The 15,206-nt window shown below is 70.4% G+C and carries 13 protein-coding genes; 12 read left to right on the top strand and 1 reads right to left on the bottom strand.

Going from position 1 to position 15,206, the window contains the following annotated elements:
• Nucleotides 1-24 precede the first annotated feature (24 nt).
• The 3 genes from MPPM_RS11020 to MPPM_RS11010 all read left to right on the top strand — a co-directional run bounded on the left by MPPM_RS11020 (nt 25) and on the right by MPPM_RS11010 (nt 4,328).
• Nucleotides 25-2,238, top strand: coding sequence for a TonB-dependent siderophore receptor (locus MPPM_RS11020; RefSeq protein ID WP_096485115.1), 2,214 nt, complete (start codon nt 25-27; stop codon nt 2,236-2,238).
• Between the two features lie 46 nt (nt 2,239-2,284).
• Nucleotides 2,285-3,502: a PepSY-associated TM helix domain-containing protein gene (locus tag MPPM_RS11015; protein WP_096485114.1), complete on the top strand. Its 1,218-nt coding sequence runs from the start codon at nt 2,285-2,287 to the stop codon at nt 3,500-3,502.
• An 82-nt stretch (nt 3,503-3,584) separates the two neighbouring features.
• A complete protein-coding gene (locus MPPM_RS11010; RefSeq protein ID WP_096485113.1) occupies nt 3,585-4,328 on the top strand; it encodes a Crp/Fnr family transcriptional regulator in 744 nt (247 codons plus the stop codon).
• Between the two features lie 18 nt (nt 4,329-4,346).
• Here the strand turns inward: MPPM_RS11010 and MPPM_RS11005 are convergent, their stop codons facing one another.
• Nucleotides 4,347-6,191 (bottom strand): ATP-binding response regulator, encoded by a 1,845-nt coding sequence (locus MPPM_RS11005; protein WP_096485112.1) that lies wholly within the window; start codon nt 6,189-6,191, stop codon nt 4,347-4,349.
• A 375-nt stretch (nt 6,192-6,566) separates the two neighbouring features.
• On the opposite strand from MPPM_RS11005, the gene MPPM_RS11000 reads away from it, so the two are divergent.
• The 9 genes from MPPM_RS11000 to MPPM_RS10960 all read left to right on the top strand — a co-directional run bounded on the left by MPPM_RS11000 (nt 6,567) and on the right by MPPM_RS10960 (nt 15,204).
• The gene (locus MPPM_RS11000; protein WP_096485111.1) at nt 6,567-7,337 is read left to right on the top strand and encodes a response regulator; all 771 of its coding nucleotides are present in this window, start codon (nt 6,567-6,569) and stop codon (nt 7,335-7,337) included.
• Between the two features lie 173 nt (nt 7,338-7,510).
• Nucleotides 7,511-7,795 (top strand): hypothetical protein, encoded by a 285-nt coding sequence (locus MPPM_RS10995; protein ID WP_096485110.1) that lies wholly within the window; start codon nt 7,511-7,513, stop codon nt 7,793-7,795.
• An 11-nt stretch (nt 7,796-7,806) separates the two neighbouring features.
• Complete coding sequence (locus MPPM_RS10990) at nt 7,807-8,010, top strand: hypothetical protein (RefSeq protein ID WP_096485109.1); 204 nt, start codon at nt 7,807-7,809, stop codon at nt 8,008-8,010.
• Between the two features lie 121 nt (nt 8,011-8,131).
• The gene (locus MPPM_RS10985) at nt 8,132-10,423 is read left to right on the top strand and encodes a sensor histidine kinase (protein WP_096485108.1); all 2,292 of its coding nucleotides are present in this window, start codon (nt 8,132-8,134) and stop codon (nt 10,421-10,423) included.
• The gene (locus MPPM_RS10980) at nt 10,420-12,069 is read left to right on the top strand and encodes an ABC transporter substrate-binding protein (RefSeq protein WP_096485107.1); all 1,650 of its coding nucleotides are present in this window, start codon (nt 10,420-10,422) and stop codon (nt 12,067-12,069) included. The genes MPPM_RS10985 and MPPM_RS10980 overlap by 4 nt, the downstream gene beginning before the upstream one ends.
• A 246-nt stretch (nt 12,070-12,315) precedes the next feature.
• Nucleotides 12,316-13,263, top strand: coding sequence for a helix-turn-helix transcriptional regulator (locus MPPM_RS10975; protein WP_096485106.1), 948 nt, complete (start codon nt 12,316-12,318; stop codon nt 13,261-13,263).
• 256 nt (nt 13,264-13,519) lie between these two features.
• Nucleotides 13,520-14,380, top strand: coding sequence for a serine O-acetyltransferase (cysE, locus tag MPPM_RS10970; protein WP_096485105.1), 861 nt, complete (start codon nt 13,520-13,522; stop codon nt 14,378-14,380).
• A 135-nt stretch (nt 14,381-14,515) separates the two neighbouring features.
• Nucleotides 14,516-14,731, top strand: coding sequence for a DUF3126 family protein (locus MPPM_RS10965; protein WP_017485459.1), 216 nt, complete (start codon nt 14,516-14,518; stop codon nt 14,729-14,731).
• 143 nt (nt 14,732-14,874) lie between these two features.
• Nucleotides 14,875-15,204, top strand: a complete 330-nt coding sequence (locus tag MPPM_RS10960; protein ID WP_096485104.1) for a DUF6949 family protein — start codon at nt 14,875-14,877, stop codon at nt 15,202-15,204.
• Nucleotides 15,205-15,206 lie beyond the last annotated feature (2 nt).

The raw sequence follows: 15,206 nt of genomic DNA, 5'->3' as shown, positions 1-15,206 counted from the left end.
GCCGGCTCTCGACATGGAACGGCGATGTGCAGCGCGGCGCGGGGAAAAGAGTGTCCTGACGGAGGTGGAGCGATCATCTTCTCCGCCGGTTCGAATGGGCTGTCTGGTCGTGGTCCGTTCTGTCTTGCTGTGGCCTGTCTTGCCCTGTCCTGGCCTCTCGGCGCGCACGCACAGCCTGTCCCGCCGGAGAGCGCCGAGGCCATCCTGTCCGAACTCTCCGTCACGGGGAGCGGCGAGCGGGCGGGCGGCCCCGTCGTCGGATACCGGGCCACGCGCTCGGCCACCGCGACGCGCACGGACACGGCGCTTCGCGACACGCCGCAATCGATCCAGGTCGTCCCGCGCGAGGTTCTGGTCGATCAGCAGGACGTGCGCCTCACCGACGTGCTCACCAATGTCAGCAATGTCCAGCCGGGCGGCACCATCCAGGGCCGCTCCGACACCTACATCCTGCGCGGCTTCCGTACCCAGACCTACGCCATCGACGGCCTCGTTCTGAACCCGGCCAACACGTTCCAACCGACGCAGCGCGACCTCGCCAATGTCGAGCGCGTGGAGGTGCTGAAAGGTCCGGCCTCCGTGCTCTACGGCCAGGGCAATCCCGGCGGCCTGATCAACATCGTCACGCGCCAGCCCACGCTCACGCCCTCCGCCGACATGACCGTCCAGGGCGGCTCGTTCGGCTTCCGGCGGGTGCAGGGCTCGGTCTCGGGTGCGATCCCGAGCGTGGAGGGGCTTGCCGCCCGGTTCAGCTTCGGCACGCAGAACGAGGCGACCTTCCGCGATTTCGGCGGCCCGGAAAATTCCCGGCACTTCTTCGCCCCGGCCTTCGTCTGGACGCCCGATCCCTCGACGCGGGTCTCTCTCAACGCCGAATTCACCCGTCAGCACAGCCAGTACGACGAGGGCCTGATCGCCTTCCGCGGCCGGGTGCCGCTCGACAACGTCCGCCGCTTCTACGGTGAGTCGTGGTCGCGCTACTACGGCGAATCGAACTCGATCACGCTGCTCGCCGAGCACGACGTCAACGAGAACCTGACGCTGCGGCAGGCGATCAACGGCCAGTGGGGCACGTTCAACCTGCTCGCGACCCGGGCAACGGGGGTGAACGCCGCCGGCACGACCGTGACACGCCGCCTCACCGAGAGCGAATCGATCTATCATTCCCTCGACAGCCGGACCGAGGCGGTCGGGCGCTTCGTCGATCCGTTCGGCTTCAGCCACACGGCATTGGCCGGTTTCGAAATCGTGGACGGCTTCCGCCACCCCTACACGACGCAGGGGACCGCGACCGCGGTCTCCTTCCTCAACCCGATCCGGGGCTCGGTGCCGCAGGTCGGCACGCTGACCCTGCAGAGCGATCTGCGGCAGAAGCTCAGCCTGTTCGGCCTCTACCTGCAGGATCAGATCGAGTTCTTCCCCGGCCTGCAACTCGTGCTCGGCGTGCGCTTCGATACGGCCGACCAGCTCTACTTCCAGCGCACGCCGACCACGCGGACGATCCCGCCGGAGCAGAACCTCACCGGGGTCTCGCCGCGGGTCGGCCTCGTCTGGCGGCCGATCGAGCCGCTGACGCTCTACGGCAGCTACACGACCTCCTTCGTCCCGCAGACCGCCAACGTCCTCAACGTCGCGAGCCCGCCCCCGGAGACCGGCGAGCAGGTCGAGGTCGGCGTCCGCTACGACCTGATCCCCGACCGGCTCACGGTGAGTGCGGCCGCCTTTCGCATCCTGCGGGCGAACGTCGCCGCCTCCGATCCGGTCAATACCGGTTTCTCGATCATCACCGGCGAGCAGCGGTCGCAGGGGTTCGAGGGCGACGTCGCCGGGGAGATCCTGCCGGGCTGGAAGATCATCGGCGGCATCGGCTATCTCGATGCCACGGTCACGAAGGATGCGACCGTGGCCGTCGGCAACCGGCTGCCCGCCGCGCCGGTCTTCAGCGCCAGCCTGTGGTCGACCTACCAGTTCCAGGGCGGGCCGTTGCGGGGCTGGGGCTTCGGCGCCGGCCTCACCTATGTCGGCGAGCGCTTCGGCGACATCACCAACACCTACAAGGTCGGCGCCTATGCCCGCCTCGACGCGACGCTGTTCTACGAGATCGACCCGACCTGGCGCTTCGCCGTGAACGGCCGCAACCTCACTGACCGGCGCTACATCGAGCAGCCCTTCAACGAGTTCAACAACCTCCCCGGCGCCCCGCTCACGGTGCTCGCCAGCCTGACGGCGCGCTACTGATCAGGGGTCTTGCCGAGATCCGAACGAGTCCTTTTCTCGGAGCCTCATGCCCTCCGCCTTTTCCCACGCCCGCACCGCGCTGTTCCGCCTGCATTGGGCACTCGGCCTCACCGCAGGGCTCGTGCTCGCGCTCATGGGATTCACCGGCGCCCTGATGAGCTACGAGGAGGCCATCACTGCCCTGGCCAACCGCGACCGGACGCAGATCGGGGCGGCGCAGGACCGTCCGCCGCTCGCGCCGTCGGCGCTGGCCGCACGGATCGAGGCGCAGCATCCCGGCGAGCGGGTCGCCGCGCTGACGCTCCCGGGCGATCCAGGTCGCAGCGCGGTCGTGCGCTTCGCCCGCAACCGTGCCGGCGGCGAACGGTCGCCGTCCGTCTACGCCGACCCCACCGACGGCACCGTGCTCGGCGCGGTGCGGCTGGAGGGCTTCTTCGGGACCGTGCGGGCGCTGCACCGCTGGCTGCTGCTGCCCGGCGAGGGCAAGGGCTGGGGCCGCACGATCACCGGCGCCTGCGCCGTCGCCCTCCTGATCTTCCTCGGCAGCGGGCTGTACCTGCGCTGGCCCGGGCGGCACGGCTGGCGGGTGTGGCTCCGGCCGAACCTCGCCCGGCCGGGCCGGGCCCGCTGGTGGTCGCTGCACGCGGTCGCGGGCACCTGGCTGCTGCCGGTCTACGCGGTGAGCGCCCTGTCGGGCCTTTGGTGGTCCTATGAGTGGTATCGTGCGGGCGCGACGTGGCTCCTCACAGGACAGGTTGCGGGGCAGGTCACAGGGCAAGTCACGGCGAAGGCGCCGAAGGAGCGGTCGGTCGGGCCGTCCGAAACGCGCGCCGCCGATCGCAAACCGTCCGAGGGCCCGCCCGCGATCGATGCGGCCTGGACCGCGTTCACGGCCACGCATATCGCGGCCCTGGCCACCCTGACCCTGCCGGGGCCGGAGGCATCGGCGATCCGCATCCGCTGGTACGCTCCGGATGCGGCGCTCCGCAACGAGGCCAGCTACGACGCCCGCACCGGCGCCGTGCTCGATGACAGGCGGGCAGATGCCGCGAGTCTCGGCCAGCGCATCGCCGACAACATGCTCGAGGTGCATCGGGGCCGCTTCTTCGGCGCGCCCGCCGCCCTGTTGTTCTGCCTCGCGGCACTGGCGCTTCCGGGTTTCTTCGCCACCGGGCTGACGCTCTACGCGCTGCGCCGTCGGGCCGGGCGGCGGCGGGCTCCCGGCCGCTCGGTCCGCCCGGCCGAGGCGTCCGCGCGAGGATGACGGCGCGGCGCCCGCCGCGATCATCGAACCCAAGTTCCAGGCCGGGGTTCTCGCAAGGGAGTGCGAGTGATCGGGGCCGGAAATGAATGTTTTATCAACGCGAAACCGCCTGCTTCAGGCGCTGCCGCCGGGAGAGCTGGAGCCGCTTCTGCCGAAGTTCGAGCGCGTCCAGGTCCAGAAGGGCGACGTCCTCTGGTCCGTCGGGCATCCGCTGGATTTCGTCTATTTCCCCGAAGCCGGACTGTCCTCGAACGTCGCCGTGATGAGCGAGGGGCGGCGAATCGAGGTCGGCTGCTTCGGCCAAGAGGGCATGGTCAGCACCGCCAGCGTGCTGTACGCGGATCGCGCCCCGCACGAGCTTCTGGTTCAGGTCGGCGGCCCCTGGCTGCGGATCGGGATCGCGGCGTTCCGCGACGCCCTGCGGAACAGCCCGGCCCTGCACGGCCTGCTGCTGCGCTACGCGCATACGGTGATGATGACCGTCAGCCAGACGGCGATGTCGAACGGCGCCTATACCGTCGAGGAGCGCTTGGCCCGCTGGATCCTCATGGCGCACGACCGGCTGGAGGGCGACGAACTCTCCCTCACCCACGATTTCCTGTCGATCATGCTGGCGACCCAGCGGTCCACCGTGACGCTCGCGATCCAGGCGCTGGAAGGCTACGGCGCGATCCAGGCGAGGCGGGCCCTGATCATCGTGCGCGACCGCGGGATGCTCTGCGACCTGGCCGGAAACAGCTACGGTCCGGCGGAAGCCGAGTACGAGCGCCTGATCGGCCCGTTCCGGAAGACGATCCGGACGACGACAGCCACATCTTCCTGCTGAATCCTTCGGCGGCGGTTCCTACACCAGCCCCACCGCCTCCTTGGGAAAGCGCATCGCGAAGACGGCGCCCCGCCCCGGCCCGTCGGAGAACGCCTCGGCGCGGCCGCCATGGAGCTCGGCGATGCGCTTGACGATGGAGAGGCCGAGCCCGGTCGATCCCTCGCCGCCGGTGGGCTTGGCCGAGAGGCGCTGGTAGCGGCCGAACAGGCGGCCGGCATCCTCCGGGGACAGGCCGGGGCCCTGGTCGGCCACCGCGCAAACGTAGTCGCCCCCCTCCTCCCGCACGCTCACCGCGATCGCGCCGCCGGGGAAGGAGTACTTGATCGCGTTCGAGACGAGGTTGTCGAGGGCCTCGCGCAGCCGTTCGGCATCGCCGCAGAGCTGGAGCGGGACGGCGAGATCCGTCGTCAGGCTCTGGCCCTTCGAATCGGCGAGCGGCCGGTTGGCCTCGCAGACCTCTCGGGCGAGGCCGGCCAGATCGACCGGCTCGCGCCGCAGGGTGATGTCGAGGGCGTCGTTCATGGCGTCGGCCATGAGGCTGTCGATCATGCCGATCAGGCGCGTGGCCGAGGTGCGGATGTGATCGACCTGGGTCCGCATCGCGGTCCGCGCCTGCTCCGAGTTGGACGCCTCCCCCTGATCGAGGCCGATCAGGTCGGCCAGCATCTCGGACCGGCCCAGGATCACCGAGAGCGGGTTCTTCAGGTCGTGGGCGATGGTGCCCAGGATCTCGGTCTTGAGGCTGTTGGCCCGGCGCAGGTCGGAGCGCTGCATGTCGAGGCGGCGGTTGGCGCGGATCAGCTCGGCGGTGCGCTCGACCACCCGCTGCTCCAGGGTGACGTTGGCGCGCTGCAGCCGCTCGTAGAGAATCACGTTGTCGAAGGCGACCGAGAGACGTCCCGCCAGCAGGGTGATCAGCGCGCGGTCGGTGTCGGAGAGCGGGCGGTCGGTGTCAATCAGCGCGACGATCTCGCTGCCGCTCGCGGTCTGGACGTAGAGCGTGGAAAGGTGATCGCCGAAGCTGTGGCGGCGGGCGGCGAAGGCCTGCTCGACCAGGGGCTGGATGCCGGGGTCGAGCGGCCAGCCGGGGTCGCGGCCGACATAGCCGCCGTAGAGCCCCGAGCCGGCGAGCACGCAGAAGCCGCCCCCGCGCCGGTCGTCGGATTCGCGCCTCTCCTCGCGCTCGTCCTCGCGCAGGACGAGGATGCCGGCGCAATCGACGTTGAGGAGCGAGGCGACCTGGGTGAGCACTCCCTCGGCCAGCCGCTGCATCGACTTGTGGTCGAGGAGCATCGGCGCGGCGTCGATGATGATCTCGAGACCGCGCCGGGTCTCGTCGAGCCGCCGGAGCTGCTGATAGGCCCGCAAGGCCGCGGTGAGACTGGTGAAGAGCTTGTCGGCGGTGAGTTCGGTCTTCGCCTTGTAGTCGTTGATGTCGTAATCGACGATGACGCGCCGCTCCGGCGCCTGACCCGGCTGGCCGGTCCGCAGGATGATGCGGACGGTCTCCTCCTTCAGATCCCGCCGGATGTAGTCGACGAGTTTGAGGCCCGCGTCGTCGGTCTCCATCACCACGTCGAGCAGCACGATGGCGACGTCGCGCCGCTCGGCGAGCAGCGCCCGCGCCTCCTGGCCCGAATGGGCGGAGAGGATGTCGAGGCCACGCCCGTCGAGGCTGTAGCCGGCGAGCGCGTAGCGGGTACCCTCGTGGACCGCGGGGTCGTCGTCGATCACCGCGATCGTCCACGAGCCGGTGCGGGCCGGCGCCTCCACCGCCTCGTCGGGGATCAGTTCGAGCCAGTCGTCGTCGGTCGCGTCGTTCATCGCGTGAAGGCCTTTCGCGCTCTTCGAGGCGACCCGCATGCCTTCGCTGACCGGATCAGCATCACGAGCGTCCTCTCGTCGCTCTTCGTGGGCCGGCGCGGGCAGCTGTGCCGTTCGAAAGCACACACCGCGATGTTTAACGAGAACCCGCGAAGAAATCTTAGCGAAAGACGGATGCTCTCAACACATCTTTCAACGGCACGCGCCGAACGGCTTCAATGATCGCGCACCAGGCCGCCGTCACGCACCCCGCAAGAGCCCGTTGACGGCCGCCTCGGCGGCGTCGCCAAGTCAGGCACGATCGGGCATGGTGAGGGCGAAAGCTGTTGAAGCCGGCCGGACGCGTCTTTCGATTCGAGGGAAGATCGAGGTGACGACAGGATACTCTTCACCCATTTGGATCGGCGACCATCCATGAGCCCGACCGGCCCCCACATCGCCGTCGTCGACGACGAGGCGGACGCCCGCGCCATGGTCGGCGACTATCTGCGCCTGCACGGCTTCGACGTGGCCCTGTGCGAGGGCGGGCGGGCGCTGCGGGCCCACCTGCAGATCCGCAGGCCTGACCTGATCGTGCTCGACCTCAACATGCCCGAGGAGGACGGCCTCTCGATCGTTCGGGATCTCAAGGCGAGAAGCCCGATCCCGATCATCATGCTGACGGCGACCGCGAGTCCGATCGACCGGGTGGTGGGGCTCGAACTCGGCGCGGACGACTACCTGCCCAAGCCCTGCGAGCTGCGCGAACTCGTCGCCCGGGTGCGATCGGTGCTGCGGCGGGCGCAGGCCGCGCCGCCGGCCCCTCCCCCCCATGCCGAGCCCTCTCTCCAGACGCCCGCCGCAGCGCCGGCACGCGAACCGGCAGCGCCCGCGCGCACCGTCCGGTTCGGCACGAAGTGGCTCGAACTCGACGCCCTGCGCCTGCGCGACGACGCGGGCGTGGAGCAGCCGCTCACCCGCTCGGAATTCGATCTCCTCAAGGCCTTCGCCGACCATCCGAAGCGGGCCTTGTCCCGCGAGCGGCTGCTCGACCTCGCCGATGCCCGCGATCCGGAGGCGTTCGACCGGGCGATCGACGTGCGAATCAACCGCATCCGCAAGAAGGTGGAGCCGGACCCCGCCAACCCGCGCTACATCCGCACCGTGCGCGGCCTGGGCTACATCTTCCGGCCCGAAGGGGATTGAAGAACGTCCTCGCCACCGAATGTTTCGTCGGCGCGGCCCCCGACGCAACAAACGCCCCCTGATCCGGTGATCCTGTGACCGGCGACGCAAAACGCCGGACACGCCCCCTGCCTAAAACCATCCCCATCGACGACGGCGAAGCCGCGGGGGATGTCATGCAGGGATTGGTTACGATGATCGCCGCGAGCGCGATCCTGTCCGCCGGCCTCGTCGCCGGCTTGGCCGCGACGGACGCCGCCGCCCGCCCGAAGGCGGCGGCGAGCCCGGCGCCGATCGAGGCACCGGCCGTCAAGGCTCTCGCGGCCAAGACGCCCGCAGCCAAGATCCCAGCCGTGAAGATTTCCGAGAGGGAGACGCCGACGACGGCCGCGCCCTGTGCCGCCGCGTGGCCCTACACGCCGACGGCCTGCGCCGCCGATGGGCGCAGGGTGCGCATCATCGCTCTCACCGGACAGTGAGGAGGGCCGCCATGCCGCATTTTTCGAAGGAGGTCTTGGAGGCTTCGCCGGAGACGCTGGCCCACCTGCGGGAGATCCTGCACGGGCGTCAGCAGGGCGGCCGCAATGGCCGGACCGTCCAGACGACGCCGACCAAGGAGGGACGATTCGGCTCCTCCGGCGGCCGGGGCGCGCCGGTGCGCAAGCGGCGCCAGACCGCCACCGTGGTGGCGTGAGGGCAGCCGCGGCCGCCATCCCCACCCGGACCGGGGCGAGGCTCTTGTCGGGCGCGGCTTTTCCGGCGACGATCCCGCCCCGACGAAGGACGCTCCCGAGGGAGCCCGCGACGGGGCGAGGATGCGGGTCGGCCGGAAGATTGCCCTGGTCGGCGGTGTCCCGATCCTCGTCGCCGCGGCCATCGCGGCGGCGGGCTGGTTCCTGCTCGCCCAGGGCGAGCGGGCTCGCACCGGAGCCCTCCTCGCCGCCCGGGTCTATCACGACCTCACCCTGGCGCGATCCGTCCGCGACGACTTCGTCGCCGCCCGCGCCGAGGAGCGCGCCGCGATCGAGAAGCGGTTCTTCGATCTGACCGACACGGCCGGAAGCGGCCTGGAGGCCCTTCAGAATCAGGCCCGCAGCCGGGGGCAGGCCGAGCGGGCCGCCACGGCGCGCCAATCCCTCGACCGCTACGTGGCGCGGATGCGCGATTTCTCGGCGGTCACCCGCGAGAACGATGGCCTGATCGCCGAGATGGGCCGGCGCGCGAGCCGTCTGACCGACCTCGCCGAGCAGGCGCGCGGGCGACAGCAGGCCTCGAACGTCGATCTCGCCTGGACACTGACGGGCAAGGTGAACCGGCTGCGCGCGACCCGGGACGCGGTGACCGGGCTCAACGCCGTGCTCGCCGGCGCATGGCAGCTCGCCCTCGCCCGGGAACGCGGCGGGTCGTCGGAGGCCGGGCGCGCCGAGCGCACCCGCCTCGTCCATGCCGGCCGCGATCTCGCGGCCGCCCTGCGCGCCACCTCCCGCGAGAGCGACGCCGCGGAGGCCGAGCGCCTGACCGCCCCCGAAACCCTCCTCGATCCGGCCGCGGGCGACCGGCTGACAGAATGGGGCGAGCGCCTGCTCAAGATCGTGACCTCCGAGCAGCGCACGCTCGACGACGAGGTGGCGCAGCTCCTCGCCTATGCCGGGGAGGCGAACGCGACCGAGCAGGCGACGCAGAACATCGGCATTACGACGCTCAAGCTCGGCCAGCGCACCGCCGAGGCGCTGGCGCGCCGGGACGGCGAGGCCGTCTCGACCATGCTCGGAGAGGGCGAGCGGCTCTCCGCGAGCGCGTCCGCCCTGCCGATCTCGCCGCTGATCCAGTCCGAGATGATCGAGGCCATCGACGGTTGGCGCGCGCGGCTCGCCACCACCGTCGACGGCCTCAAGCGGCAGAACGCGATGCTCGCCGAGATGGACGGTCTCGCCGCGAGCCTGAGCGAGGCCGCCCGCGCGCTCAACGACGACGCGGTCGAGGATGCCGACCGGTTCGGCACCTTCCTCGGCCAGCTCCTCCTCGCCGGGGCGGCGGCCGGCGTTCTGCTCGGAGCGCTCGTGGCGCTGGCGGTGGCCCGCTCGATCCTCGTGCCGCTGCGCCAGCTCCAGGGCGACATGATCGCGCTCGCCGCCGACCCGAAGGCGGAAGGGCTCTCCGGCACGCAGCGCACCGACGAACTCGGCGACATCGCGCGGGCGACGAACTTCTTCGTGACGGAGATCGGCCGACGCGAGCGGGCGCTCCGGCGGGCCAAGGACCAGGCGGACCAGGCCCTGAACGACCTGCATCAGGCTCAGGACGATCTGATCCGCGCGGAAAAGCTCGCTTCCCTGGGACAGCTCGTGGCCGGCGTCGCCCATGAAATCAACACGCCGCTCGGCATCGCCCTCACCACCGCGACGCTGGTGCGCGACGAGACGCGGGCCTTCCAGGGACTGGTCGCCGCGGGCACGCTCTCCCGCTCGCGCCTGACCCATTTCGTCGATCGCGTCGGCGAGGGGACGCAACTGCTCTGCGCGAACCTGACCCGCGCCGCCGATCTCGTCCACGGCTTCAAGCAGGTGGCGGTGGATCGGGCGAGCGACGAGCGCCGACGTTTCGACCTCGATGTCTGGCTCGGCGAGCTGCTCGCGAGCCTCCAGCCGATGCTGCGCAAGGGCGGCCACAGGATTCAGCGCGACGCCCCCTCCGGCATCGTCGTCGACACCTATCCCGGCGTGCTGGCGCAGATCGTCACGAACCTCGTCGCCAACGCCGTGGTGCACGGCTTCGCCGGCGCCGAACGGCCCGGAACCATCACCGTGCGGGTCTCGGGCGCCGGACCTCTCGTGCGGCTGGAGGTGAGCGACGACGGCGGCGGCATCGCACCGGAGCATCTTGGACGGATCTTCGACCCGTTCTTCACCACCGCCCGCTCCCACGGCAGCACCGGGCTCGGCATGCACATCGTGCACAACCTCGTGACAGCCAGGCTCCAGGGCCGCATCACCGTCGAGAGCGAGCCGGGCCGGGGTACCCTCGTGCGGCTCGAATTCCCGCGGACGCCCGGCGAGGCCGAGCGGCCGGGCCCCGTTCGCCGGCCCGCCGGGGCGCCGGCGCCATGAGACGCCGCGCCCGCCTGAGAGCAGCCGTTGTCGCCCTCTTGGCCAGCCTTGCGCCCGCCCCCCTGGCGGCCGCCACCGGCCCGGTGAGCACGCCTGCGGGGCAGGACCGGACCCTGGTCTATTGCTCGGAGGGCAATCCGGAATCCCTCGATCCCGGTCTCGTCACCACGACGACGGCGATGAGCGCGACGTGGCAGATGTTCAACAGCCTCGTCGAGTTCGCCCCCGGCACCACCGAGCTGCGGCCGGGGCTCGCCGAATCTTGGCAGGTCTCCGACGAGGGGCGGACCTACGACTTCACTCTGCGGGCGGGCGTGCGCTTTCATGCAAATGCCGGCTTCACGCCGAGCCGCCCGCTCAACGCCGACGACGTGCTGTTCAGCTTCCTCCGCCAGTGGAAGCCGGACCATCCCTATCACCGGGCCGGCGGCGACTTCGCCTATTTCCGCGATCTCGGCCTCGCCAGCCTGATCGAAGGGATCGAGCGGCTCGACGAGCGCCGGGTCCGCTTCCGGCTCAAGGAGCCGGACGCGACCTTCCTGCCCAACCTCGCCCAGGCCTTCGGCAGCATCCTGTCGGCGGAATATGCCGAGCATCTCGCGCGCCGGGGAACGCCGGAGGCGCTCGCCCGCGCGCCGGTCGGCACCGGCCCGTTCCGCTTCGTCGACTATCGCCCGGACGTGGCCCTGCGCTACCGCCGCTTCCCGGAATACTGGCGCGGGCCGGCGAAGGCCGAGACGGGTGCCGTCGAGACCCTCGTCTTCTCGATCACGCCGAACACGGCGGTGCGGCTGACCAAGCTCAAGGCCGGCGAATGCCACGTGATGGCGTTTCCCGGCCCGGCGGACCTCGACGCGGTGCGGGCCGATCCCGACCTCGCGCTGGTGTCGGGGGAGGAGCTGAACGTCGCCTATCTCGCGCTCAACACCGCGCGGCCGCCGATGAGCGATCCGCGGGTGCGCCGCGCCGTCAGCCTCGCCATCGACCGCCGCGCCATCGTCGAGGCCGTCTACGGGCCGGCCGGCACGGTGGCGCACAGCCCGCTGCCACCGTCGAGCTGGGCCTTCGACCGTGACCTGCCCGAACTCGCCTTCGACCGCGAGGCCGCCGCCCGCCTGCTCGCCGAGGCCGGCTTTGCCGAGGGGTTCGAGACCGATCTCTGGTTCCTGCCGGTCAGCCGGCCCTACAACCCGAATGGACGGCGCGTGGCGGACATGATCCGCGCCGACCTCGCCCGCATCGGCATTCGCGCCGAGCTGACCACCCGCGACTGGAACGCGTACCGGGCCGCGCTCTATGGCGGTACGCCGACAATGATGCTCTACGGCTGGACCAGCGACAACGGGGATCCGGACAACTTCATGAACGTGCTGCTCGGCTGCCGGGCAGCGGCGCCGGGAGGCGCCAACCTCGCCCGCTGGTGCGATCCCGGCTACGATGCCGCGGTGCAGGCAGCCCGCCGCACCGACGACCGCGTTGTCCGCACCCGGCTCTATCGGGACGCGCAGGCCCGCTTCCGCGAGGCCGCCCCTTGGGTGCCGCTCGCCCACACCGTGGTCCACATGGCGATTCGGCGCACGGTGAGCGGCTTCCGGACGGACCCGCTCGGGCGCACCCTTTTCGAGGGCGTGACGTTCACGGAGTAATGTTTTGCAGCGTCGTATCTCGCATTGCGGGATATCATATATTATCCACCGGTGAGATCGCATGGATGCCACGCTTGCGAGGTGGGTTGCGCTGCAGCCTGGCAATCTCCAGATGTGCGCCGAACCCGCCATACCATGCGCGCCCTGGCCCGCGCGTTGCAGCGGGTGTCGCTCGGCCGGAAACCCGGACGAGCGGACGGTATCCTGGACAAGAGGTGGGGGCCTCGTCGGGGACGGCCGACATGGATGCGGATCGAGGCGGGCGTCGGAAAGGACGATGAGGTGAGTGAGGCCATGACCGACGCGGCCGAACAAGAGGCGAGTTTCCTCAACGAACTCGGCCGACGGGTGCGTCACGCCCGGACGGTGCGCGGATTGTCGCGCAAGCTGCTCTCGCAGGCCTCCGGCCTGTCCGAGCGCTACATCGCCCAACTCGAGAGTGGTCAGGGCAACGTGTCGATCATCCTGCTGCGGCGCGTCGCCAACGCGATGGGCATGCGACTCGACGATCTCGTGTCGACCCAGGAGACCTCCTCCGATTGGCGCGTCATCCGCGACCTGCTCGATCAGGCGAGCCCGGATCAGATCGCCCTGGCCAAGTCGGCGCTCGCGGGCTCGACCGGCGCGGAAGCGCGCACGGTGCGGCGGCGCGTGGCGCTCGTGGGCCTGCGCGGTGCCGGCAAGTCGACGCTAGGCCGGATGGCGGCCGCCCATCTCGGCTGGCGCTTCGTGGAGCTCAACACCGAGATCGAGCGCGAGAACGGCCTGTCGGTGCGCGAGATCTTCGCGATCTACGGCCAGGAGGGCTACCGCCGGCTGGAGCAGAAGGCCCTGCGCGGCCTCGCCGAGCAGCCGGGACCGATGGTGCTCGCCACCGGCGGCAGCATCGTCGCCGAGCCGCTGACCTACGACCTGCTCCTGTCCTCGTTCTACACGATCTGGCTGCAGGCCCGGCCCGAGGAGCATCTGCAGCGGGTGCGCGATCAGGGCCATGTCGAGGGCAAGGGCGACCCGACCTCGGTGCTGGAGGACCTGCGCGCCGTGCTGCTCAGCCGCGAGCCGCTCTACGCCCGGGCGTCGGCCGTGGTGGACACCTCCGACGTGCCGGTCGAGGTCATGGCCGATCGTCTGATCGAGGTGATCGAGGCCCGGTTCAGCGGCAACGAGAACGGCGGCAAGCGTCCAGCCGCCTGACAGCGGCGACATCCGCCGCAGGTCGAAACACGGCCTCTTGATGCGGCGCCGGGTTACACCAAGCTGTAAAGCTCGCCGTGGCGTGAGCGAAGACACTTCTCTCGCTCGTCGCGCGCGCGATACGGATCGTATCCACGGGCTCGGCCCGGCGGCATAATCTGTCCCGCCGCAGCGCCGGGGCCCGAACACTCTGCCGGGCGCGACCCGCGTCGCGACCGCAGGCCGGATGGCAGCCCGCGCTGTCGAGGAGGAATGCATGTCCGCCAGTCCGTCGCTCAGCCCGGCCGCAGGGCGCGAAGGGATCGCCGGAATCGTCGATCCGCTCTGGACGCGCGTCCGCACCGAGGCGGAAACGGTGGTGCGCGACGAGCCGCAGCTCGCCTCGTTCTTCGTGGCGACCATCCTCAACCATCCGAGCCTGGAAGCGGCGGTGGCCCACCGCGTCGCCACTCGGCTCGGCCACGCCTCGCTCTCGACCGAACTCGTCGCCCACGGCTTCCACGAGGCGCTTCAGGACGATGCCCGCATCGGCCAGAGCATGCGCGCCGACATCCTCGCGGTGATGGATCGCGACCCGGCGACGACCCGGGCGATCGAGCCGCTGCTCTACTTCAAGGGTTTCCACGCGATCCAGGCCCACCGGCTCGCCCACTGGTACTGGGGCCAGGGCCGGCGCGACCTCGCGCTCTACCTACAGAGCCGGTCGTCGGAAGTGTTCCAGACCGATATCCACCCGGCGGCCCGGATCGGGCGCGGCGTGTTCTTCGACCACGCCACCGGCCTGGTGGTCGGCTCCACCGCGGTGATCGAGGACGACGTCTCGATCCTGCACGCGGTGACCCTCGGCGGCACGGGCAAGCACGGCGGCGACCGCCACCCGAAGATCCGTCGCGGCGTGATGATCGGCGCGGGCGCCAAGATCCTCGGCAACATCGAGGTCGGGGCCTGCGCCCGGGTCGCGGCGGGCTCCGTCGTGCTCCGCTCGGTACCGCCGCACACCACCGTCGTCGGCGTGCCGGCCCGCGTCGTCGGGGCCGCCGGCTGCGCCGAGCCCGCCCGCTCGATGGACCAGCTCGTGGCGATGAGCGAGTTCGTCGATATCGCCGGCGGGATCTGAAGCCGCTCCCGGTCCGCGGCGGGTTGCCTGCCCTCCCCCGACGTGGCAAGCCGCCGACCACCATCACAAACCCCTCAGCGCTGCCGTCGGGATCGTGCGTCCCGGCATGCGGCGCCTCGCAAGAAGGTTGACGGCGTGACCAAGACCGAAGTCGCCAAGCTGCAGGACTACCTGCGCCGCAAGTTCGCCAACGCCAACATCCGCGTCGTCGCGATGAAGACCGGCGATTCCGCCGAGGTGTTCATCGGCGACGAATCGATCGGCGTGCTCGCCGACGACAAGGAGGACGGCGACGATTCCTTCACCTTCCGGATGGCGATTCTCGACATCGACCTGGAAGAGGACGCCTGAGGCGGGACGCCTCTTCAACGCCGTTCCCGCGCCGCCCCGGGCTTCGCCTGTGGGCGGCGTTAGCGTTAACGAAACGTCTTTCTTAACAAGGCGTAAACGATCGGTCAGACTGCGCGTCACATCCTGAGAAGGAGCGTCGCGTCATGACCCTGAGCCCGTCTTCCCTCGAATCCATCCAGGCGCTCATCGTCGGTCTCGCGCTGGCGGGGCTGCTCGCGAGTGCTTTTGAATACGCAACGAACCGGCGGGCCAGCTTCCGCCTGCTGGAGGCCGGCGGCGTCACAGCGCTGGCCGCGCTGCCGATGATCGCCGTCGTCGCGCCCTTCATCATCCTGCGCAACACCCTGCGCGGCCGCCGCTTCGAGCACCGGCCGATTCCGTTCGTGATGATCGCGACGATGATCGCCTGCGGCTGGAGCCTGCTCTCGGGTCAGATCGCCCTCGGCATGGCGCATCGGCTGGCCGGGCTGTAGAC

The sequence above is a fragment of the Methylorubrum populi genome (assembly GCF_002355515.1).
GTDB lineage: Bacteria > Pseudomonadota > Alphaproteobacteria > Rhizobiales > Beijerinckiaceae > Methylobacterium > Methylobacterium populi_A.
The sequence above is the reverse complement of the archived record's forward strand: the minus strand, read 5'-3'. Positions and strand labels throughout refer to the sequence as shown.